The following is a 20557-nucleotide window of genomic DNA, read 5'->3' as shown; positions in this document are numbered from 1 at the left end:
CCGGGCGCGGTCAATCCGCACGGATGCCTGCCGCCTGGATCAGCGGCCCCCACTTCCTGCGCTCGGCACGCGCGAACTCGGCAAGCTGCGCCGGCGTGCCCCCTGCGGGCTCGAAGCCCAGCTCCAGCAGCTTCTGGCGCGTCTCGGGCCGCGCCAGCGCCTTGTTGAGCGCGGCGTTCAGGGCGGCGACCACGGCGGGCGGCGTGCCCTTGGGCGCGTAGAGCGCATTCCAGGCGATCACCTCGAAGCCCTCGATGCCCTGCTCCGCGACCGGCCTGGCGCCCGGCACCAGGCCGCTGGGCTGGGCCGAGGTGACGCCGATGGCCTTCACCTTGCCCGCGGCCAGGTGGGGGCGCAAGGCCGTGGGCGTGTCCACGATCACGGGCAGCTGGCCGCCGAGCACGTCGGTCATGGCGTTGCCCGAGCCCTTGTAGGGCACGCCGAACAGGGCCACGCCGGTGCGCTCCTTGAGCAGCTCCACCACCAGGCGCGCCGTGGTGCTGGGCATGGCGATGTCGGCCGAGCCGGGCTTGCGCTTGACGGCCTCCAGCAACCCCGCCGCCGAGGCGAAGGGCACGCCGCTGTTGACCGCCACGACCATGGGGAACGTGCCCACCAGGCCGATGGGCTCGAAGTCCTTCTCCGCGTCGAACGGCACCTTGGCATAGAGGAACTGGTTGAGCACGTGGGTGGCGTTGGTGCCCATGGTGAGCGTGTAGCCGTCGGGCGGAGCCAGGGCCGCGATCTCGGTGCCGAGGTTGCCGCCCGCGCCGGGGCGGTTGTCGATCACGAAGGCCTGGCCGAGGTCCTTGGCCATCAGGTCGGCGATGTAGCGGGTGGCGATGTCCGTGCCCTGGCCCGCCGCATACGCGACGACGACCTTGACGGGCTTGCCGGGATAGGCCGGCGGCGCGGCCTGGGGGCCTTGGGCATGGATGGGCGTACCGGCGAGAACGCAGAGGGCGGCCGCGCATGAAGCGACGAACTGGCGCATGGTTTTTGTCTCCTGGGTCGTTATCTTGAATCAATGGGCGGGCAGGGGCACCGCGCCGCTGGCGTGCAGGGCCTCGCGCTGCGGCTCCGTGAAGCCCAGCTCGCCCAGCACCTCGCCCGCGTGCTGGGCGAAGGCGGGGGCGGGGCGCCCGGCGCACCGGGCGTTCCGGCCAGGCGCATGGGTGCGCGCAGGCCGGTGTAGCTGCCGGCGCGCACGAGCATCTGCCGGTGCGCGCAGTGCGGGTGCGCCAGCGCTTGTGGCACCGAGAGGACGGGCCCGGCGGGCACGCCCGAGCGCATCAGCGCATCGCACAGCGGGCCGCAGTCGCGCCCGGCGATGGCCGCCTCGATGGCCGAGCGCAGCGCCGCGCGGTGCGCCAGCCGCGCGGTGTTGGAGGCGAAGCGCGCGTCGGCAAGCAAGGCCTCCAGGCCCACATGGCTGCAGAAGCGCCGGAACTGCCCGTCGTTGAGGATGCCGATGAACAGCTCGCCATCGCGCGCGCGGAACTTGTCGTAGGGCGCGATGTTGGGGTGCGCGCTGCCCAGCAGCGCCGGGCTTTGCTGCGAGGCGAACCAGTTCGACGCGTGCGGCAGCAGCAGGCTCAGCGCCGTGTCGTACAGCGTGGCCTCGACGCGCTGGCCCTGGCCGCTGGCGCCGCGCGCGAGCAGCGCCATCAGGATGCCCGACAGCGCCACGTAGCCCGTGAGGTGATCCACCACGGGGATGCCCACGCGGGTCGCGCCCGTCGCGGCGTCGCCGTTGATGCTCATCACGCCGCACAGGGCCTGCAGCACGGCGTCGTAGCCGGGCAGGCCGCCCAATGGGCCGTCTGCGCCAAAGCCGCTCACGCTGCAATAGACCAGCCGGGGGTAGCGCGCCGCCAGCGCCTGCTCATAGCCCAGACCCCAGCGCTCCATGGTGCCGGGCAGGAAGTTCTCGATGAGCACGTCCGCATCGGCCAGCAGCCGGTGCAGCACCTCCTGCCCGCCGGGCGTGGACAGATCCAGGCTGATGGAGCGCTTGCCCCGGTTGAGCGCCGAGAAGTAGGCCGCATGGCCGTCCAGGTCGAACGGCGGGCCGAGCTGGCGGGTCTCGTCCCCGCCGGGCGGCTCCACCTTGACGACCCGCGCGCCATGGTCGGCCAGCATCTGGGTGCACAGCGGGCCCGCGAGCACGCGGGTCAGGTCCACCACTTTCAGGCCGTGCAGCGCGGCGTTCATGGCCATCAGCTGCGCGAGGGCAGGACGACCACGCCGCCGCCCACGACCGACAGTTCGTCGTCCTGGTTGCGCGCCTCCTGCTCGATCTCGACCATGTGCTGGCCGTTTTCGATGAACTTGCGCTTCACCCGGCCCTTGATGAACAGCATGTCGCCCTCGGGGTTGTGGCGGCGGATCTTGCAGCTCGCCTTGTGCAGGAAGCCCGTGTCGCCCATCCAGTTGGTCAGGTGGTGCGTGAGCCACGAGGTGCGCTCCGGACCGTAGTCGTAGGCGCCGGGCGCGCCGACTTCGAGCGCGAAGTCTTCCTCCCAGTGCACGCGCTCGGGGCAGTCCGGGATGCCGAAGCGGTTCTTGATGCCCACGCCCGGGTGCTGGTCGATGAGCTTCCACGCGAGCTTGTTGGCGCGGATGTACAGGCCACCCCAGCCTTGCGCATAGGCGATGAAGCCGGTCACCGTCATCGGGCCCTTGAACATGGTAGGCAGCTCCTCGCCTTCCTTCACGTCCTCCCAGTAGCGCGGCGTGGCGCCGCGCACTTCCTCGTTGCGGTAGAGCTTGTAGGCCTCGCCCAGTTCCTCGTCGGTGTAGCGGCGCGGTTCGCGCGCGCGCACCTCCTGGTACTTGGTGCCCTGCTCGCGCGCATGGTCGCGCTCGGTGCGGAAGCACCAGCTGTCGGCCTCGGCCACCTTGTCGCCGGTCTGGTTGAAGAAGTCCACGTGGTAGATCTGCTGCACGGCGCGACCGGCGAAGCGCGTCTGGTGCTCGATCAGGTCCTTCAGGTGCGCCTCGGTGTGGATCGCATCGTTGCGGCGGATGGGCTTGTGCCAGGTCCAGTCCGCGCCCGACCACATGGCATGCACGCCCGGCAGGCCGCCCACGTACCCCGAGACGATGCGGCTGGTGGCGAACAGAAAGCTCGGCAGCGCCACGATGCCGCCGTAGTGCGTCTTGGCCGCGTAGTCGGGGTCGCACCACAGCGGGTTGTCGTCGCCGATGCCGTGGGCGTAGTGGCGGATGTTGTCGCGCGTGGCCTCGTAGCACCAGGGCTCGATGGTGTTGCCGATCTTCTGGCCAAGGCGCTGGCGCAGTTCGTCGAGGCCGCTTTCCGTGATCTTGGGGAAGCTGCGCTGGGTGGTCGTGGACATGTTTGTCTCCTGTGAGGGTGGTGGGTGAACGAAAGGGGTCGGGTCAGTGCGCGGCGGCTTCGCGCTCGCGCAGCACCTTGCGGTGCACCTTGCCGGCGGGGGTCTTGGGCAGTTCGGGCACGAAGGCCACGTGGCGCGGGTATTCATGCTGGCTGAGCTTGGAGCGCACCAGGTCCTGGATTTCCTGCACGAACGGCTCGCCGGGCTGGCGGTGGGTGACGACGAAGGCCTTGACGACCTGGCCGCGCACCTCGTCGGGCACGCCGATGGCCGCGGCTTCGAGCACGTCGGCGTGCAGCAGGATGGCGTTCTCGATCTCCACCGCGCTCATGGTCCAGCCGGCGGAGATGATCACGTCGTCGGCGCGGCCCGCGTGGAAGTAGTAGCCGTCTTCGTCGACGCGGCCCAGGTCCTTGGTGGGAACCCATTCGCCCCTGCGCAGCACCATGAGCTGGCCCGTGGCGCCCGGCGGGCAGGGCCGGCCTTCGGCATCGTGCACCTCGATGCGCGTGCCCGGCACCGGCTTGCCGAGCGAGCCGCGCTTGACGGGGAAATCGGGCGCGCCGGGGTAGCTCGCCAGCACCACGCCGATCTCGGTGGTGCCGTACATGCTGCAGACCTCCAGCCCGAAGGTCTTGCGCACGAAGTCGGCCGTGTCGTCGTCGATGGGCTCGCCGGTGAATGAGAGCTTGTCGAAGCCGTAGGTGTAGTCGCCCGCCTTGCCGCAGTTCTTCATCATGCGGTAGTGCGTGGCGGCGGCCGACATGTTGGTGAAGCGGTGCACGGACAGCGCCTGCAGCAGCCGTTCCGGGTTGAAGCGCCCGCTGTACGCGCCCACCGTGAGCCCCATGCCCAGCGGCGCCAGCGTGCCGTGCCACAGGCCGTGCCCCCATGCGGGCGACGAGGGGCAGAAGAACCGGTCGCCCGGCCGCAGGCCCGTGCCGTAGAGCGCAGCCACCGTGAGCGTGACCAGCGCCTTGTGCGTGTGCTTCACGGCGTCGGGCAGTTCGCGCGTGGTGCCCGAGGTGTACTGGAACACCGCCAGGTCGTCGGCCCTCGTCTGCACCGCGTAGTGCGCAGGCAGCGCCTGCAGGCCGGCGTGGAAGGCGTCGTCATAGACCAGCACCGGCACCTGCGTCACGGCAGTGGCGACGGGCTGCTTCTCGGCGTTCGTGACGATCAGCGCGGGCTGGCAGTCATCCACGCGCAGGCGGATGCCGTCGGGGCCGAACAGCGTGAACAGCGGCACGGCGATGGCGCCGCGCTTGATGACGCCGAACATCGCCGTGTAGAAGGCGCGCGAGGGGTCGAGCATGATCGCCACGCGCTGCCCCGGCTGGATGCCGCGCGGCTCCAGCCAGTGCGCGAAGCGCGACGAATCCTCGGCCAGCGCGCGGTAGGTGATGACCTCGTCGGTGCCGTCCGCGTGGGCCACGACCAGCGCGTCGCGGCCGCTATCAGCATGCCGGTCCACGCATTCGTGGGCGATGTTCAGGCGCTCGCGGTCGCCATCGAAAAGCTCCCAGAGTTTCTCGGCCGAGAAATGCGCCTGGGCGTCCGCATAGCTCTGGTAATCGGTGAGTCGGGGCATGGGGTGCGTGTCTCCTTTGAGGTGCACCCAGTTTCGGAATCCGACGAATAATTGTCAAATACAACTTCTTATTGTCTATATACAATCAATATTCGTGCGCCATTGCTCCTTCCATGGCACGGAGAATTTGAATCAAATCGGCCTCCAGCGCTTATGCAGCAAGCGCAAGCAGCTACTATTTCAGTAGCTTCATCGCCATGTAGACGGCGTCCGAGCCATAGCCCACGAGGCGCTGCCACTGCGCCGTGTCGTGCAGCGCCCAGGGTGCATAGCCGTGGCGCGCCCAGTAGCCCTGCGCGCCCTGCACGGCCACCAGGGCGCTGTGGCGCAGGCCCTCGCCGCGCGCGCCGTGCAGCAGCGGCGCGAGCAATGCACGCGCAATGCCCTGGTCCGCGCATGCGGGCAGCACGGCCATGTCGTGCACGTAGAGCGTGTTGGGCGCATCCACGGCCTCGAAGTCGCCGCGCAGCGGCGTGACCTTGCCGAGCAGCGAGCGGTAGGCCGCGAGATAGCCCACGATGCGGCCGCCCTGCTCCGCCGCCAGCGAGCAGTTCGCGGGGCTGGCCAGCCGCCGCGCGAAGACCTCGGCGCTCTCGACGAAGCCTTCGCCGTAGCAGGCCCGCTGCACCTCCATCAGGCCTGGCAGGTCGCGCGGATCAAGGGTTCGGATCAAGGCTTGGGCAACGGCGGTGGCTGCACGAAGTCTTCGAGCGACAAGCCCTTTTCCTTCAGCAGCGCCTCCAGTACGGGCTGCAGGCGCCCCAGGCTTTCCTGCACGGCCTCGCGCACCGTATCGACCACCACCTGGGTGCTGCGCTCGATCTCGATGTTGAGCGCATCGCCCACCTGCTTGCCCTCGAACACCGTGGCGCGGCGCGTCTCGGGGATCAGCCAGACCTCGAACCAGCCCTCGGCACGGTCCACCTCGGCCACCGTGAGGCTCGCGCCGTGGATGGCGATGTAGCCCTTGGCGAAGACGTAGCGGCGAAACGCCTCGGGCACGGCCACGCGCCAGACGAGGTTGTTGTCGAACTCGCGGCGTTGTACGAGCGTGCCGGTGAAATCGATGTGGCCCGACAGCGGGTGGCCGCCGATCTCCGCGCCATCCTTGGCCGCGCGCTCCACGTTCACGCGGTCGCCCTCGCGCAAGCGGCCCAGCGTGGTGATGTTCAGGCTCTGCTGCATCACGTCGAACACGGCCTGCGTGGGCGAGAGGATCTCGGCCACCGTGAGGCACACACCGTCCGTGGACACGCTGGCGCCGATGGCGAGGTCTTCGCAGAAGCCCTCGGGAAAGTCGATGGTGAACGTGCGCAGGCCCGCGCGGTCGGTGATGGCGGCGATGCCCGCCGTGGCTTGGACGATGCCTGTGAACATGGCTGGATGGGGAGGAGACGAGGCCCCGGGATTCTGCCACCCGCGGATCAGGGCGCCGCGGCATCCTCCAGCGCCAGCCCGTCCCGGTCCCAGTCGTAGCGCAGCGGCTGGCGGGCGGTGAAGCGCATCACCGCGTCCGCATGGTAGGCCGATGCCATGGCGATGGCCTGGGACTGCGCCTCCATGGCCGACACCGCGGCGTAGCCGGTCTCGAAGCTGCCCAGCAGGATGGCCTTGCTCATGGCCAGCGCCTCTGCGGGCGCCTGCAGGAACTGCGCGGCCATGCGCTGCCCCGACTCGGCCAGCGATGGCGATGGGACGACCGCGTGCACGATGCCCAGCCGGTGCGCCTCCCGCGCGCCGAGCGTGCGCCCGGTGAGCAGGAGGTCGCGCGAGGCGGCCAGCCCCACCACGCGCGGCAGCAGGTGGTGGGCGCCGAAGTCCGGCACGGCGCCCACGCGCGCGAACGACATGCAGAACCGCGCCGCATCGCTGGCCAGCACGAAATCGGCATGCAGGGCCAGGCTGAAGCCCGCGCCCACGGCGGGCCCGTCGACCTCGGCGATGACCACGGCGCGCAGCGCCAGCAGCCTGCGCAGCCACACCGAGGCCGCGGCGATGCGCCGGCGGGTCGCGGCGGCGGCGTCCGGCCCGGGCTCCAGCACGCGCTGCTTCATCTCCGCCAAGTCGCCGCCGGCGCAGAAGCTGCCGCCCGCGCCACGCAAGCGCAGCACGCGGACGCTGTCGTCGGCCTCCACCCGGTCGAGCATGTCGACATAGTCCTGGCGAAGTTCCGAGGACAGCGGGTTTCTCGCCTCCGGGCGGTTGTGCACCAGCTCGGCGATGCCGCCGTGGACCGTGAGCACGGAGGCCCGCAAGGCGTGGACCGTCATGCGACGAAGCCGTTCAGGCGCTGCCAGGCCGCCTGCATCTCGGACACCAGCTGCGCCATCTGCGCGGCCACCGTGGTTTCGTTCCGGATGCCGAAGACGCTCTGGCCCGCCGCCTCGTAGATCAGCGCGGCATCGCCGTGCTCGTGGATGGAGACGAACACGTCGCCGGTCAGCGCCTGCTGGTAGGGCATGCCCAGCGGCGCGGGCGCCTGGGGCTCCTCCCAGGCGTCGATCCACGCACTGCGCACCACGCGGCAGGGCTTGCCGCTGTGGGCACGCGAGATCACCGTGTCGTCGCTGCCGCTGTCGATCAGGCGCTGCAGCAGCGCGGGAGGCGTGTGGTTCTCGCGCGCAGCCATCCACAGCGTGCCCAGCCAAGCGCCCTGCGCGCCGGCGCCGATGCAGCCCAGCACCTGGGCGCCCGTGGCGATGCCGCCCGCAGCCAGCACCGGCCGGCCCTGCGCGGCCTCCACGATCTGCGGCAGCAGCGACAGCGTGCCGATCGGCCCCGTGTGCCCGCCCGCGTCGTAGCCCTGCGCCACGAGCACGTCCACGCCCATGTCCAGCGCCTTGCGCGCATGCCGCACGTTCCCCACGAGCGACATGGTGAGCTTGCCGCGCTGGCGCGCCTGCGCGATGAGCCCGGCGCGCAGGCCGATGGCCGTGACCACCGCGCGGGCGTTCGATGCCAGCACGGCGTCGATCTGCGCCTGGAAAAGCGCCTCGGAGCGCGCATGCATGGTGAAAAAACTCGGCGCATGAGGCGGCTGCACGGCGAAGCGCGCGCGCAGGCCCTCCACGAACGCCACGTGTTCGGGCGGCAGCGCTGCCTTCAGGTCGCTCGGGTCGGCCTGCGCGGGCACCTTGGCGGGCAGCATGAGGTCGATGCCATAAGGCCGCCCGCCCAGGCGGCGCTCCACGTCCTCGACGATGGCCGGGATCTGCCCGGGTGCATCGCGCCCGAGCCCCAGCACCGGAAAACCTCCCGCCTCGGCGATGGCAACCACCACGTCGGGCTCGTGCGAGAAGCCGAAGATCGGGTGCCGGATGCCCAGGATGTCGCAGATGGGGGTGCGCAGCAAAGTCATCTCAGTTTTCCTCGGCGCTGCGCACCACCCGCGCCGCATGAAACTGGCGCGCCCCAGGCGCAGGCAGCCGCGCAAGGGCCGCCCCGCCGCGCTGGCTGCGTCCCCCTCCCACGCGCAGCGTGAGAGAGGGGAAGGCGCGAAGCGACTCAGGGGGTGTTTCATTTCAATTCGCCTCGATGCCGGCTTGCTTGATGACCTTTGCCCACTTGTCGTACTCCTTCGCGACGAAGGCATCGAACTGCGCGGGGGTCTGCAGCGCCAGCTCCATGCCCAGCGAGGCGAACTTGGCCTGCACGTCCGGCTGAGCCACCACCCGCTCGACATCCGCCGCCAGCTTCTGCAGCACCGGCGCGGGTGTGCTGGCGGGCGCCACCAGGCCGAACCAGGTGCCGACCTCGTAGTTGGGCAGGTTGGCCGATTCAGCCACCGTCGGCAGGTCCGGTATCGCGCTCGCACGCTTGGCCGTGGTGACGGCCAGCGCGCGCAGCTTGCCGGTCTTCACGTGCGGCATGGCGAGCGCCGCGGTCAGCGGCATCATGGCCACGCGGCCGCCCAGCAGGTCGTTGAGCGCGTCCGTCTGTCCCTTGTAGGGCACGTGGGTCAGCTTGATGTGGGCCTCCTGCGCCAGCAGCTCGCCCGACAAGTGGTTGGAGGTACCCAGGCCCGCCGTCGCATAGGTCAGCGGCGGGTCGCTCTTCTTGGCCAGCTCCACCAGCTGCGCCATGGTGGCGGCCTGCACGCTGGGGTGCACCACGACCACGTTGGGCACGATGCCGAAGCCGGCGATCGCCTTGAAGTCGCGCACGGGGTTCCAGCCCACCTTCTGCAGGCTGGGGCCCACGGCGTGGCTCGGGCTCACGAGCAGCAGGGTGTAGCCGTCGGCCGGGGCCTTGGCCACGAAGTCGGTGCCGATGGCGCCGCCCGCGCCGGTCTTGTTCTCCACGATGAACGGCTGGCCATTCATCGTGGAGAGCTTGTCCCCGACCAAGCGGGCCACCGAGTCCACGATGCCGCCGGCGGAGAATGGCACGATGATGCGCACGGGCTTGTTCGGATACGGCGCTTGCGCATGGGTCGCGGCCAGCGGGGCCGCGGCGAGGACGGCCGCGCAGGCCAGCGGGATGAACTTCTTCATGGTTGTCTCCTGAGTAGTGATGAGGGTCAAGCGGCCGCGGCGGCCAGGGTGCGTTTGGCGATGTTGGTCAGGTGGATCTGGCTGGTGCCTTCGTACAGGCGGAACAGGCGCACGTCGCGGTAGAAGCGCTCGGCCACGTTGTCGGCGATGTAGCCGCCGCCGCCGAAGAGCTGCACCGCGCGGTCGGCGACGCGGCCGCACATTTCCGAGGCGAACAGCTTGCACATGGAGGCTTCCATGGTCACGTCGATGCCGTCGTCGCGCTTGCGCGCGGTTTCCAGCACCAGCGCGCGCGCGGCGTGCACCTCGGTGTTGCTCTCGGCGATCATCTGCTGCACCAGCTGGAACTCGCCCACGGGCTGGCCGAACTGCCTGCGCGTCTGCGCGCGGCGCACCATTTCGTCCACCAGCCGTATCGCGGGGCCCACGCACAGGCCGGCCAGATTGATGCGCTGCTTGTTGAGGGCCTTCATCGCGGTCTTGAAGCCCTGCCCAGCCACGCCGCCGACGATGGCGCTTTCGTGCACCCGCACCTGGTCCAGTACCACCTCGCCCACGGGCGAGCCGTGCTGGCCCATCTTGCGGTAGGCCGCCGGCGTGCTCAGGCCGGGCGCGCCCCGCTCCACCAGGAAGGCCGTGACGCCGCGCGCGCCCTTGGACTGCGGGTCGGTGCGCGCGAACACCGTGAACAGGTTGGCGATGGGCGCGTTGGTGATGAAGCACTTGCGCCCGGTGATCACGTAGTGGTCGCCATCGCGCACCGCCAGGGTCTGCAGCGCCGTGGCGTCCGATCCCGCGTCGGGCTCGGTCAGGGCGAAGCAGCCGGTCACCTCGCCGCTGGCCAGCAGCGGCAGGTAGCGGCGCTTCTGCTCGGGCGTGCCATCCACCACCAGCGACTCGGACGCGATGCCCGTGTTGCCGCCGAAGCGCGCGCGGAAGGTGGTGGCGACCTGCGAGACCTCGATGTTCACCATCGCCAGTTCTTCCGTGGTGAGTCCGGCGCCGCCGTACTCCTCGGGGATGCTGTGCCCGAACAGGCCCAGCTCGCGCATGCGCTGCACCACGGGTTCGGGGATCTCGTCCGTCGCGTCCACTTGCGCCTCGATGGGCAGGCATTCGGTGCGCAAGAACGTGCGGATTTCCTGGAGCATGGCTTCCAGTTGCTTGGCGTCTCTGATCATGGTTTTCCTCGTAAGTGACTAGCGCAGCCCTTGGGCGATTTCGAGCTGATGAACGGCTTCCTTGAGCAGCGGCGCCACTTCCCGGCTCAGCCGCTCGCGCGGCGCCCGGTGCGCGGTGATCGTGCAGTTGAGCGCCAGCGGGGAGTCGCCCAACGTGCTGCGCACGGGCACCGCGATGGCGTGGATTTCCTTGCGCCAGTCGCCCTTCGAATGGCAGTAGCCGTGCGCGGCGAACCGCTTCCTGTCGGCCTCCCAGACCGGCCGGTACTGCTCGAACTCCGCACGGTTCTTCACCTTCAGGAAGTTCAGGATGGCCGTCTGCTCGCCAGCCGCGCACCCCAGGATGAGCGCACGCCCCATGGCGCAGGGCAGCAGCGGGCGGGTGGTGCCGATGTCCGGCAGGTGCTGGTTGGTGGAGTCCGCGCGCACGGAGTCGATGTAGACGAGCTGGTCGCGGTCGCGCACGCCCAGGTTGACGGTGCAGCCCGTCGTGCGCGCCAGTGACTCCATGAGCGGCTTGGCCAACTGGCGCACCTGCATGCTCGCGAGCAGGGGGTGCGCGAGCGACAGCACGCCCGGCCCCAGGCGGTATTTCTGCCCATGGGCATCGCGGCTCAGGTAGCCCAGCAGGGTGAGCGTGTACGTCAGCCGGGAGACCGTGGGCTTGGGCAGGCCGGTGCGGTCCGCGATCTCCCGGTTGCCCAGCAAGGGCGTGGCGGCCGTGAAGGCGCGCAGCACCTCCAGGCCGCGCGCCAGGTTCATCGAGAACTGGCGGTCGGCGGAGAGGTCATGCGGGTTGACGAGCCCGGGGAGAGGGATGGATTTCACGGTGCGAGTGTGCGATCAGGAGGCGCCATGATTCGGCGCGGCTCCGCGAGCGTCAACAGGATTGCGCCCCATGTTTCGCTGTGCAAACCATGGTCTTGCCGGGCACGGTGCGGGCTGGCACAAACGCAATCCCTTCACGCCTCTTCACGTGTTTGCATGACCTCTTCCTCCTCGACCACTGGCGCTTTGGCCGGCGTGCGCATCCTCGACATGGCCACCGTGCTGGCGGCTCCCAGCGGCGCCACGCTGTGCGCAGACCACGGCGCGGACGTGGTGAAACTGGAGCTGCCCGACGGCAGCGACGCGCTGCGCCACATGCAGCCCATCCGGGACGGTTCTCCGCTGTGGTGGAAGGTGGCCAACCGCGGCAAGCGCGGCATCACGCTGGATGTGCGCAAGCCGCGCGGGCGCGCGTTGCTGCTGTCCATGCTTCCCCACTTCGACGTGCTGGTGGAGAACTTCCGCAGCGGCAGCATGGACCGGTGGGGGCTGGACATCGCCACCCTGCACCAGGCCAACCCGCGCCTGGTCGTCGTGCGCCTCACGGGCTTCGGGCAGACCGGCCCGTACCGCGCCCGGGCGGGGTTCGCGCGCGTGTTCGAGGCCATGAGCGGCTTCACCAATCTCACGGGCGAGGCCGGCCGCTCTCCGCTGCACAGCAACTTTCCGGTGGGCGACGCGGTCGCGGGCGTGTTCTGCGCCTTTTCCATCGCCGCCGAGATCGCACGTCTGCGCGCAGACCCGCAAGCCCCCGGCTGCGAAGTGGACCTCTCCGCGACGGAGGCGCTGTTTCGCCTGCTGGACCCGCTGGCCGTGGAGCATGAGCAACTGGGGCAGGTGCGGCACGCCGTGGGCAACCGCACCACCTACACGGCGCCGTCCAACATGTACCAAAGCCAGGACGGCATCTACTTCTCGATGGTCGCGTCCTCGCAGGCGATCTTCGTGCGCCTGTGCGAGGCACTGGGCCGGCCCGAGTGGCTTGCGGATCCGCGCTTTTGCACCGCCACGCAGCGCATCACCCATCTGGACGCACTCGACAACGGCATCGCCGAGTGGTTCCGCCTGCGGCCGTTCGCGGACATCTCGGCCCTGCTGGAGCGGCACGAGATTCCCTTCAGCAAGGTCTACGACATCCGCGACATCGCGGCCGACCCGCACTTCCAGGCGCGCGGCGCCATCATCCGCCTGCCCGATCCGGATTACGGCAGCCTGCCCGCCCCCTGCATCGTGCCGCGCATCCCCGGCCGCGACCTGCCCACGCCGCGCACCGGCCCTGCCGTGGGAGAGCACAACGCGCAGGTGTATGCGCAGTTCGGGCTTTCCGATGCCGACCTGGCCGACCTGCGCGCCGAAGGCGTGATTTGAGAACGTGTGAACGAATCCGCCATGCCCGCTCGTCCCGCACAAACGCACGCCCTCGGCGTTGCAAATGCTCGTCATAGCCCGCGCTATGGCTGCGCTTTGCGCCTTGATGGCGCACGTTTGTGCGGCCCGCTCAGCCACGCCGGATTCATCCACACGTTCTGACCCCAAGGAGCCCACCCATGCACACCCCCTTCCACGCCCTCGTCGTGCGCCAGCAGGACGGACAGGCGCACGCGACCCTGGAAACCCTCACGGCCGACCAGTTGTCTCCCGGCGAGGTCACGCTGCGCACCCGCTATGCGGGCATGAACTACAAGGACTGCCTGTCCCTGCTGGGCAAGGCCCGCATCATCTCCAGCTATCCGCGCATACCGGGTATCGAGGCGGTCGGCGAGGTCATCGCCTCCGGCGACGCGGCTTTCCGCCCCGGCGATGCCGTGCTGGTGCACGGCTTCCAGACCGGGATCGACTTCGACGGCGGGCTCTCTGAAGTCATGCGCGTGCCCGCGCGCCACCTGCAGCACATACCCGTGGGGCTGACGCCACGGCAGGCCGCGGTCATCGGCGTGCCCGGGTTCACGGCCGCGATGGCGCTGGAGCGCTTCGAGACCTGGGGCCTCCAACCCGATGACGGCCCGATCGCGGTCACCGGCGCGGGCGGCGCCGTGGGGCGCCTGGCCATCCACATCCTCGCGCGCGCCGGCTACCGCGTGGCGGCCATCACGCGCGACCTCGCGCAAGCCGACGCGCTGCGCGCCCTGGGTGCCTGCGAGGTGCTGGATGCCGGCCTTGCGCTCACGCCACCGCGCCCCCTCGAGAAAGCGCGGTTCGCCGCCGCCATCGACAACGTCGGCGGCGGCACGCTCGCCTGGCTGCTGCGCTCCATGCAGGACGGCGGTTTGGTGGCCTCGGTGGGCAATGCAGCCGGCAACACCTTCGACGGCAGCGTGCTGCCCTTCATCATGCGCAGGGTGCACCTGTTCGGCGTGGTCGCCAATGCCACGTGGGAAGAGCGGCGGCGCCTGTGGCACAAGCTCGCGCAGGACTGGGCGCCCGACTTCGCCGCGCTCGCGCCCGACGTGCATGAGATCGGACTGGCCAATGTCCTGGCGCATGCGCAGCGCCAGTTGGCCGGCGCCACCAGCGGCCGGACCCTCGTGGCGTTCGGGGAGGCGGCATGAGTGCACCCTGGCCGGCGTGCGCGTGCTGGAAATGGAATCCATCGGGCCCGTGCCCTGGGCCGGCATGCTGCTCGCCGGCATGGGCGCCGAGGTGACCCGCCTGCGCCGGCCCGTCGCCGCCGACATGGGCATCCCGCGGGACGCGCGGTTCGAGATACAGAACCACGGCAAACGCACCGCCACCGCCGACCTCAAGACACCGCAAGGCCGCGATGCCGCGCTCGACCTCGTTCAGGATGCGCACATCCTGCTCGAAGGCCTGCGCCCTGGCGTCATGGAACGGCTGGGGCTCGGACCCGACACCTGCCGGGAGCGCAACCCGTCCCTGGTCTACGGACGCGCGACGGGCTGGGGCCAGAGCGGGCCGCTGGCCCAGAGCGTGGGGCACGACATCAACTACCTGGCCGCCACGGGCGTGCTCCATGCCATCGGCAGCGCGGACGCGCCGCCCACCGTGCCCCTGAACCTGATCGGCGACTTCGGCGCCGGCGGCATGCTGCTGGTGTCGGGCGTGCTGGCCGCGCTCGTCCAGGCCCGCGCGACCGGCAAGGGCTGCGTGGTCGATGCCGCCATCGTCGATGGTGCCCTGGCGCTCATGGCCCCCATCCTGGGCCGCTGGCAGGAAGGCCAGTGGCACGACGCGCGGGAGCGCAACCTGTTCGATGGCGGCGCGCCGTTCTACGCCACCTATGCCACGGCGGACGGCAAGGCCGTGGCCGTGGGCGCGATAGAGCCGCGCTTCTACGCGGCGCTGCTCGCGGGGTTGGGGCTGGATGCGCCCACCCTCGCGCCCCAGCACGACCAGGCCTCCTGGACCCGCATGCGCGAGCGCTTCGCCGGCATCTTCGCCCAGCACGACCGGGCGCATTGGTGCCGGGTGTTCGAGGGCACCGAAGCCTGCGTGTCGCCCGTGCTGTCGCTCAGCGAGCTGGCGGCCCACCCCCATCTGCGCACCCGGACCAGCCTGGTCGATCGGGGCGGCATCCTGCATCCCGCCCCAGCGCCCCGGTTCCTGGACTGACACTACTACCCGAGCCCACCGCGCGCATGCCGCCAGGCTGCCCCGATGAAATCATCGCGGTGCGCACTTGCAGGTCAGTAATCCTCCAGCGATGCGTATCGCAGGCAGGGATGCCGCTCCAGCGTGCGCACGCGGCGGATGGCATCGCGGCCGATGACCGTCTTGTGCACTTCGCTGGAACCCTCGCCGATCTGGTTGAGCTTGGCATCACGAAAGAAACGCTCCAGCGGAAAGTCCTGCAGGTAGCCGCGCCCGCCCGTGAGCTGCAGCGCGTCCGTCACGACCTTCATGCCCAGGTCGGTAGCCTGCAGCTTCGCCATGGAGGCGAAGATGCCCGCGTCGGCGTCGCCGCTGTCGTATTTCTCGGCTGCCAGGTGCACCAGCGCGCGGGCGGCTTCAAGCTGGGTAACCATGTCGGCCACCATCCACTGGGCCCCCTGGTGCTCGCCGAGCGCCTTGCCGAAGAGCTTGCGGTCGACCATGTAGGCCATCGCGATTTCCACCGCCCCGATGGCGCGCCCCAGCGCCATCGATGCGTGGCCCATGCGGGCACGGATCAGTGCGTCCTGCGCGAGGTCGAAACCGTCGCCTTCCGTGCCAAGGCGGTCGGAGACTCTGGCCCGCACGTCCTTGAACTGCAGCGACGAGATCGGCACGCCAGCCCAGCCCAGCTTGCCTACTTCGGGGCTGACGGTGAAGCCCGCCGCATCGCGCGGCACCAGCACGGCGATGAAGCACGACGGATCATGCTCCGCGCGCCCCACCACCATGAACCAATCGGCCGTGGTGCCACGGGTGATGAATTTCTTACGGCCGTTGATGATGTACTCGTCCCCCTCGCGGCGGATCGTGGCGGACAGGCCCCGCACGTCGGACCCCGCGCCGGGCTCCGTCAGCGCGAATGCGGCCTGGATGTCGCCCCGGCACAAACCGGGCAGCAGCCGCGCCTTGTTGTCCTCAGACGCGCCTGCGACGATGGCCCGGCAGGACAGATCCGCACCGGTGATGAGCGAGGCCGACGCACTGCACACCCTGCCCAGCTCCTCGATGATGCGGATGCGCAGCACCTGCCGCGCATCGGTGCCGCCATATTCGCGCGGGAAGGCCGTGCCGATGACGCCCTCCCGTGCCAGCAGGCGGAAATTGTCCCAGGCGAAAACGTCCTTCTGCGCGACCTCTGCGGCCCGGGGGCCGATGTCGTCCCGGGCCAGGCGGCGCACGTTGGCGACCGTGGCCTGCTCCTCCTCATTCAGCCTGGACAGGAAGTGATCGCCGAAGAGGCGGCCGGCATGGGCATTTGTCGTCATCTCGCGCGCCCCTTCAGTTCGGCGTAATGCCGGCTTGCTGCACCACACGCGTCCACGTCGCCACATCATTGGCGACGAAGCGGTCGAAGTCCGGCCCCTTCATCGGCTCGCCCTCGATGGCCAGATCACGGAACCTGGCCTTCACGTCGGGCAGCGCCAGCGCCGCGGCGACGTCTTCCGACAACCGCTCCAGCACCGACTGCGGCGTCTTGCCCGGGGCCAGCAGCCCGAGCCAGGTCGCGACCTCGTAGCCGGGCAGTCTTGCCGCCTCAGCCACGGTAGGCACGTCTGGCAATGCCTGCGCCCTTTGCGTGGTCGTCACCGCCAGTGGCCGCAGCTTGCCTGCCTGGATATGCGGCAGCGCCAGCGAGGCGGACATGGGCATCATGTCCACGCGGCCCGCCAGCAGATCGGTGGTGGCCTCGGGCTGGCCCTTGTAGGGCACGTGGGTCAAGGGCACGTGCGCGGTCTGAACCAGCAGTTCGGCCGCCAGGAAGGACGAGGTGCCGATGCCCGAGCTGGCATAGGTCTGCGGCGCCTTGCCGCTCCTGGTGAGCGCGAGGAATTCCGGCAACGTCCTGGCCGGCACTTGCGGCGGCACCACGATCACGTTGGGAATGGCGCCGAAGCAGGCGATGCCCCTGAAGTCGCGCACCGGATCCCAGCTGATCGACTTCTGGAACAGCCGCGCGACGGCAAAGGATGGCGACACCATCAGCAGCGCGTAGCCATCGGCTGGCGATTTGGCGACGTATTCAGTCCCGATGTTGCCTCCCGCGCCGGGCCGGTTTTCCACGATCACGGGCTGGCCGTACTTGCCTGACAGCTTTTCGCCCACGACCCGCGCCAGCGCATCCACCACGCCGCCCGCCGGGTAGGGCACGATGATGCGGATCGGCCGTGCCGGAAACGCGTCGCTGGCATGGGCCGCGCCGCAGCCCAGGGCAGTCAAGGCGCATAGAGCCAGCGTGAAGCGCCGGCGGCGGTACTGTTTCATGGGAAGTCCCCTGTGTTGTCGGATGGCGAATCGGAATCAGAGCAGCCCCTGCGCTGCCTCCAGGTGGCGCACGGCGTCCTTGAGCAGGGGGACCACCTTCTTGGGCAGGTACTCCGCAGCATTGCGGTGCGCGTACAGCGTGCAGTTCATGGCCAGGGCGGGTTCGCCGCTGCGTTGGGCGATGGGCACGGCGACGGCATGGACCTCCTTGCGCCAGTAGCCTGGCCCGTGGCAGTAGCCGTGCTTTTCCCAAAGCTTGCGGTCCTCTTCCAGCATGTTTTTGTACTTGGCAAAGGTTTCGCCGTCCTGCACGCGCAGGAAGTTCAGCAGCGCCGTGCGCTCTTGCCGCGGTGTCGCGAAGATCAGCGCCCGTCCGATGGCGCTCGCCACCATCGGGTAGGTGGCGCCAATGTCCGGCAGGTGCGCGTTGTCGTCATGGGGCCGGATCGAATCGATGTAGACCACGTTGGAGCGGTCGCGCATGCCCAGATTCACGGTGCAGCCCGACCGCTGCGCCAGCTCCACCATCAAGGGCCGGGCCAGCTGGCGCACCGGCATGCTCGCCAGCAGCGGATGGCCCAGCGACAGCACGCCCGCGGTCAGCCTGAACTTCTGCGACGCGGGCTCGCGCTCCAGCAGCCCCAGCAAACTCAATGTGTAGGTCAGGCGGGACACGGTCGCCTTGGGCAGGCCCGTGATGTCGGACAGCTCGCGGTTGCCCAGCAGCGCGCTGCGCGCCGAGAACGCCCGCAGCACCTGCACTCCGCGCGCCAGGTTCATCGCGAACTGGCGGTCGGTGCTGGGGTCTTGCGAATCGATGGATCCGGGTAGATGGATGGAGGCCACGGGGCGTTGCGATGAGCGGGATGGGCCACCATGTTCGTGGCCGCCGCATGCCGGCGTCAATGAATTGGGCAATGCAGTTTTGCACAGCAAAACGCCGCTTTCATACTCTGCCCGAACGCATCAGACTGCGGCGGCATGAACCACGCAGCCGAGCCGCCCATGAATCCCCCCATCTCCTCCAACGGCGCCCTGCACGGGGTGCGCATCCTCGACATGGCGACGGTTCTGGCCGCTCCCGTTGGCGCCACGCTGTGCGCGGACCACGGCGCCGAGGTCGTCAAGCTCGAACTGCCCGACGGCAGCGACGCGTTGCGCGCCCTGCAACCGGTCAAGGACGGCGCGCCGCTGTGGTGGAAGGTCGCCAACCGGGGCAAGCGGGGCATCACGCTGGACGTGCGGCAGCCCGAGGGGCGCGAGGTGTTTCTCAAGCTCATTGCCCGGTTCGACGTGCTGGTCGAGAACTTCCGCACAGGCACGCTAGACCGCTGGGGCCTGGACCTGGCGACCCTGCGGCGGGCCAACCCACGGCTGATCGTGATCCGATTGACCGGCTTCGGCCAGACCGGGCCCTACGCCGCGCGCCCCGGCTTCGCCCGCATCTTCGAGGCCATGAGCGGCTTCACCAACCTGACGGGAGAAAAGGACGGCACGCCGCTGCACAGCAATTACCCGGTGGGCGACTACGTGGCCGGGCTGTTCTGCGCCTTTTCCATCGCGATGGAGGTGGCGCGGCTGCGCGGGGATCCCTCCATGCCGGGCACCGAAGTCGATCTGTCGGCCACGGAAGCGCTGCTGCGGCTGCTCGACCCGCTGGCGGTCGAGTACGAGCAGATGGGCACCATCCGCGGACCCGCGGGAAACCAGGCGAGCTACACGGCGCCGTCGAATATGTACCGCAGCCGCGACGGCATCCACTTCTCGCTGGTGGCCTCGTCCAATCCCATCTTCAAACGGCTGTGCCAGATCGTCGGCCAGCCCGGGATGGCCACCGACCCGCGCTTTAGCACCAATCCGCAGCGGGTCAAGCACGTCGACGAACTGGAAAAGGTGCTCGTCGCCTGGTTCCAGGCGCATGACTTCGAAGAGCTGGCCCGCCATCTGGAGCAGGGCGGCATTCCCTTCAGCAAGGTCTATACCGTGCGGGACATCTTGCAGGACCCACACCTGAAGGAGCGCGAGGCCATCGTCTACCTCCACGATGCCGAGTGCGGCCCACTGCCGGCGCCCTGCATCGTCCCGCGCGTGGCCGGCCACCCCCTGCCCGTACCGTTCATCGGACCAACGCCGGGCGAACATAACGAAGAAGTCTTCGCGCTAGCCGGATTGACGGCCGGCGACATGCGGCGCTTGAAAGCGCAGAACGTTATCTAGTTCCTCGCACGCGCATGCGCGACGAGGCAGCCGATGAAGTCCTGCAGCGTGGCGGTCGCGTGCTCGCGGTTCCACATGACCGTGATCGGGCCAAAGCGGATGCTCGAATCGATGCGGATCTGGCGGAAAAGGCCGAGCGACGCCTGGTAGCGCGCCATCGACTCCGAGCACACGCCCACGTAGTCGCCCGTGTGCAGCAGCGCCTGCACCATCGCGAGCGAGGCGGTTTCCACGCGCGGCACGAGCCAGGAGGCCTCCTGCTCGATGAGGAAGGCGTCCATCTGGATGCGCGTGAGCGTGCCGGGCGGGGGCATTACCCATTGCTCATGCAGCGCGTCCTGGAAGGTCAGCGCATCGCTGCGCGCCCAGTGCTTGCTGCCCTGGCCGACGACGAGGGCCACGTGGTCGTCGAACAGCACTTCGTGCTCCAGCCCCGGCTGGTGCGCACGCGCGTCGAGCACGCCGATGACGGCGTCGAGCGCGCGCGTCTCCAGGCCCTTGAGCAGGTTGTCGAACGGCCCGTCGTGGATGGCGACGGCCACGTCGGCATGCGCGCGCTGGAACGCGCCCACGGCCTCGGGCAGCCCGCCCGCGATGCCGGCCCAGACGCTGCCCACGTTCAGGCGCGGCACGCGCCCGGCGGCCACGGCGTTCATCTCGCGCCCGGTGCGCGAGACGTCGCCCAGCACGTTGACCGCCAGCCGCTTGAGCAGGTGCCCCGCGGGCGTGAGCTGCACCTTGCGCCCGCGCACCACGAGCGGCGTGCCGGCCACGCTCTCCAGTTCGGCCAGCCAGTGCGACATGGCCGACTGCGTCATGTGCAGGTGCGCGGCGGCCTGCGTGAGCGTGCCGGCCTCGTCGAGCACGAGGAAGGATTCGAGGTGGCGGATCTTCAGCCGCCGCGCCCAGGAGATGCCCGCGCCGTTTTCAATCATGAGTAAACCTTCATGGAAGCATTTTGCCTTTTCACTAGGCGCGGCGGGGCAGCGTCATGACAATGAAACACGTTCCCCT

General features: G+C 69.5%; 19 protein-coding genes. 4 read left to right on the top strand and 15 right to left on the bottom strand.

What is annotated here, in order from left to right; translation table 11 throughout:
- Positions 1-10: 10 nt before the first annotated feature.
- From AAG689_RS22760 to AAG689_RS22710, 11 genes are all read right to left on the bottom strand, one after another.
- Complete coding sequence (locus AAG689_RS22760; protein WP_406623901.1) at positions 11-994, bottom strand: Bug family tripartite tricarboxylate transporter substrate binding protein; 984 nt, start codon at positions 992-994, stop codon at positions 11-13.
- 20 nt (positions 995-1014) lie between these two features.
- The gene (locus tag AAG689_RS22755) at positions 1015-2220 is read right to left on the bottom strand and encodes a CaiB/BaiF CoA transferase family protein (RefSeq protein WP_406623900.1); all 1206 of its coding nucleotides are present in this window, start codon (positions 2218-2220) and stop codon (positions 1015-1017) included.
- Complete coding sequence (locus AAG689_RS22750) at positions 2220-3359, bottom strand: MaoC family dehydratase N-terminal domain-containing protein (RefSeq protein ID WP_406623899.1); 1140 nt, start codon at positions 3357-3359, stop codon at positions 2220-2222. Before AAG689_RS22750 ends, AAG689_RS22755 begins: the two co-directional genes overlap by 1 nt.
- Before the next feature lie 43 nt (positions 3360-3402).
- Positions 3403-4950 (bottom strand): acyl-CoA synthetase, encoded by a 1548-nt coding sequence (locus AAG689_RS22745; protein ID WP_406623898.1) that lies wholly within the window; start codon positions 4948-4950, stop codon positions 3403-3405.
- A 175-nt stretch (positions 4951-5125) separates the two neighbouring features.
- A complete protein-coding gene (locus AAG689_RS22740) occupies positions 5126-5584 on the bottom strand; it encodes a GNAT family N-acetyltransferase (RefSeq protein WP_406626391.1) in 459 nt (152 codons plus the stop codon).
- Between the two features lie 35 nt (positions 5585-5619).
- Complete coding sequence (locus AAG689_RS22735; RefSeq protein WP_406623897.1) at positions 5620-6327, bottom strand: riboflavin synthase subunit alpha; 708 nt, start codon at positions 6325-6327, stop codon at positions 5620-5622.
- Between the two features lie 47 nt (positions 6328-6374).
- Positions 6375-7220, bottom strand: coding sequence for an enoyl-CoA hydratase/isomerase family protein (locus AAG689_RS22730; protein WP_406623896.1), 846 nt, complete (start codon positions 7218-7220; stop codon positions 6375-6377).
- Positions 7217-8308: an NAD(P)H-dependent flavin oxidoreductase gene (locus tag AAG689_RS22725; protein WP_406623895.1), complete on the bottom strand. Its 1092-nt coding sequence runs from the start codon at positions 8306-8308 to the stop codon at positions 7217-7219. Before AAG689_RS22725 ends, AAG689_RS22730 begins: the two co-directional genes overlap by 4 nt.
- Before the next feature lie 163 nt (positions 8309-8471).
- A complete protein-coding gene (locus AAG689_RS22720) occupies positions 8472-9443 on the bottom strand; it encodes a tripartite tricarboxylate transporter substrate binding protein (RefSeq protein WP_406623894.1) in 972 nt (323 codons plus the stop codon).
- Positions 9444-9469: 26 nt separating this feature from the next.
- Positions 9470-10624 carry an acyl-CoA dehydrogenase family protein gene (locus tag AAG689_RS22715; protein ID WP_020230496.1) on the bottom strand — a complete coding sequence of 385 codons (1155 nt, stop codon included), beginning with the start codon at positions 10622-10624 and terminating at the stop codon, positions 9470-9472.
- Positions 10625-10642: 18 nt separating this feature from the next.
- Positions 10643-11452, bottom strand: coding sequence for an IclR family transcriptional regulator (locus AAG689_RS22710; protein ID WP_406623893.1), 810 nt, complete (start codon positions 11450-11452; stop codon positions 10643-10645).
- 156 nt (positions 11453-11608) lie between these two features.
- On the opposite strand from AAG689_RS22710, the gene AAG689_RS22705 reads away from it, so the two are divergent.
- The 3 genes from AAG689_RS22705 (at position 11609) to AAG689_RS22695 (ending at position 15022) form a co-directional block, all read left to right on the top strand.
- Positions 11609-12820 carry a CaiB/BaiF CoA transferase family protein gene (locus tag AAG689_RS22705; protein ID WP_406623892.1) on the top strand — a complete coding sequence of 404 codons (1212 nt, stop codon included), beginning with the start codon at positions 11609-11611 and terminating at the stop codon, positions 12818-12820.
- 179 nt (positions 12821-12999) lie between these two features.
- Positions 13000-14001 (top strand): YhdH/YhfP family quinone oxidoreductase, encoded by a 1002-nt coding sequence (locus AAG689_RS22700; protein WP_406623891.1) that lies wholly within the window; start codon positions 13000-13002, stop codon positions 13999-14001.
- A 16-nt stretch (positions 14002-14017) separates the two neighbouring features.
- Positions 14018-15022, top strand: a complete 1005-nt coding sequence (locus AAG689_RS22695) for a CaiB/BaiF CoA transferase family protein (RefSeq protein WP_406623890.1) — start codon at positions 14018-14020, stop codon at positions 15020-15022.
- A 74-nt stretch (positions 15023-15096) separates the two neighbouring features.
- On the opposite strand, the gene AAG689_RS22690 is transcribed toward AAG689_RS22695, so the two are convergent.
- From AAG689_RS22690 to AAG689_RS22680, 3 genes are read right to left on the bottom strand one after another with little or no spacing between them, the layout of a single operon-like run.
- A complete protein-coding gene (locus AAG689_RS22690) occupies positions 15097-16329 on the bottom strand; it encodes an acyl-CoA dehydrogenase family protein (RefSeq protein ID WP_406623889.1) in 1233 nt (410 codons plus the stop codon).
- Between the two features lie 13 nt (positions 16330-16342).
- Complete coding sequence (locus AAG689_RS22685; protein WP_406623888.1) at positions 16343-17326, bottom strand: Bug family tripartite tricarboxylate transporter substrate binding protein; 984 nt, start codon at positions 17324-17326, stop codon at positions 16343-16345.
- Between the two features lie 36 nt (positions 17327-17362).
- Positions 17363-18172 (bottom strand): IclR family transcriptional regulator, encoded by an 810-nt coding sequence (locus AAG689_RS22680; RefSeq protein WP_406623887.1) that lies wholly within the window; start codon positions 18170-18172, stop codon positions 17363-17365.
- A gap of 159 nt (positions 18173-18331) precedes the next feature.
- On the opposite strand from AAG689_RS22680, the gene AAG689_RS22675 reads away from it, so the two are divergent.
- A complete protein-coding gene (locus AAG689_RS22675; RefSeq protein WP_406623886.1) occupies positions 18332-19543 on the top strand; it encodes a CaiB/BaiF CoA transferase family protein in 1212 nt (403 codons plus the stop codon).
- Here AAG689_RS22675 and AAG689_RS22670 read toward each other — a convergent pair.
- The gene (locus AAG689_RS22670; protein WP_406623885.1) at positions 19540-20478 is read right to left on the bottom strand and encodes a LysR family transcriptional regulator; all 939 of its coding nucleotides are present in this window, start codon (positions 20476-20478) and stop codon (positions 19540-19542) included. The genes AAG689_RS22675 and AAG689_RS22670 overlap by 4 nt on opposite strands.
- Between the last annotated feature and the right edge of the window lie 79 nt (positions 20479-20557).

It is taken from the genome of Acidovorax sp. SDU_ACID1 (genome assembly GCF_045291395.1).
Taxonomy (GTDB): Bacteria; Pseudomonadota; Gammaproteobacteria; order Burkholderiales; family Burkholderiaceae_C; genus MR-S7.
The sequence above is the reverse complement of the archived record's forward strand: the minus strand, read 5'-3'. Positions and strand labels throughout refer to the sequence as shown.

Coding starts and splice junctions, on each gene's coding strand:
- AAG689_RS22760 (WP_406623901.1), bottom strand. CDS start 994: ATGCGCCAGTTCGTCGCTTCATGCGCGGCCGCCCTCTGCGTTCTCGCC.
- AAG689_RS22755 (WP_406623900.1), bottom strand. CDS start 2,220: ATGGCCATGAACGCCGCGCTGCACGGCCTGAAAGTGGTGGACCTGACC.
- AAG689_RS22750 (WP_406623899.1), bottom strand. CDS start 3,359: ATGTCCACGACCACCCAGCGCAGCTTCCCCAAGATCACGGAAAGCGGC.
- AAG689_RS22745 (WP_406623898.1), bottom strand. CDS start 4,950: ATGCCCCGACTCACCGATTACCAGAGCTATGCGGACGCCCAGGCGCAT.
- AAG689_RS22740 (WP_406626391.1), bottom strand. CDS start 5,584: ATGGAGGTGCAGCGGGCCTGCTACGGCGAAGGCTTCGTCGAGAGCGCC.
- AAG689_RS22735 (WP_406623897.1), bottom strand. CDS start 6,327: ATGTTCACAGGCATCGTCCAAGCCACGGCGGGCATCGCCGCCATCACC.
- AAG689_RS22730 (WP_406623896.1), bottom strand. CDS start 7,220: ATGACGGTCCACGCCTTGCGGGCCTCCGTGCTCACGGTCCACGGCGGC.
- AAG689_RS22725 (WP_406623895.1), bottom strand. CDS start 8,308: ATGACTTTGCTGCGCACCCCCATCTGCGACATCCTGGGCATCCGGCAC.
- AAG689_RS22720 (WP_406623894.1), bottom strand. CDS start 9,443: ATGAAGAAGTTCATCCCGCTGGCCTGCGCGGCCGTCCTCGCCGCGGCC.
- AAG689_RS22715 (WP_020230496.1), bottom strand. CDS start 10,624: ATGATCAGAGACGCCAAGCAACTGGAAGCCATGCTCCAGGAAATCCGC.
- AAG689_RS22705 (WP_406623892.1), top strand. CDS start 11,609: ATGACCTCTTCCTCCTCGACCACTGGCGCTTTGGCCGGCGTGCGCATC.
- AAG689_RS22700 (WP_406623891.1), top strand. CDS start 13,000: ATGCACACCCCCTTCCACGCCCTCGTCGTGCGCCAGCAGGACGGACAG.
- AAG689_RS22690 (WP_406623889.1), bottom strand. CDS start 16,329: ATGACGACAAATGCCCATGCCGGCCGCCTCTTCGGCGATCACTTCCTG.
- AAG689_RS22685 (WP_406623888.1), bottom strand. CDS start 17,326: ATGAAACAGTACCGCCGCCGGCGCTTCACGCTGGCTCTATGCGCCTTG.
- AAG689_RS22675 (WP_406623886.1), top strand. CDS start 18,332: ATGAATCCCCCCATCTCCTCCAACGGCGCCCTGCACGGGGTGCGCATC.
- AAG689_RS22670 (WP_406623885.1), bottom strand. CDS start 20,478: ATGATTGAAAACGGCGCGGGCATCTCCTGGGCGCGGCGGCTGAAGATC.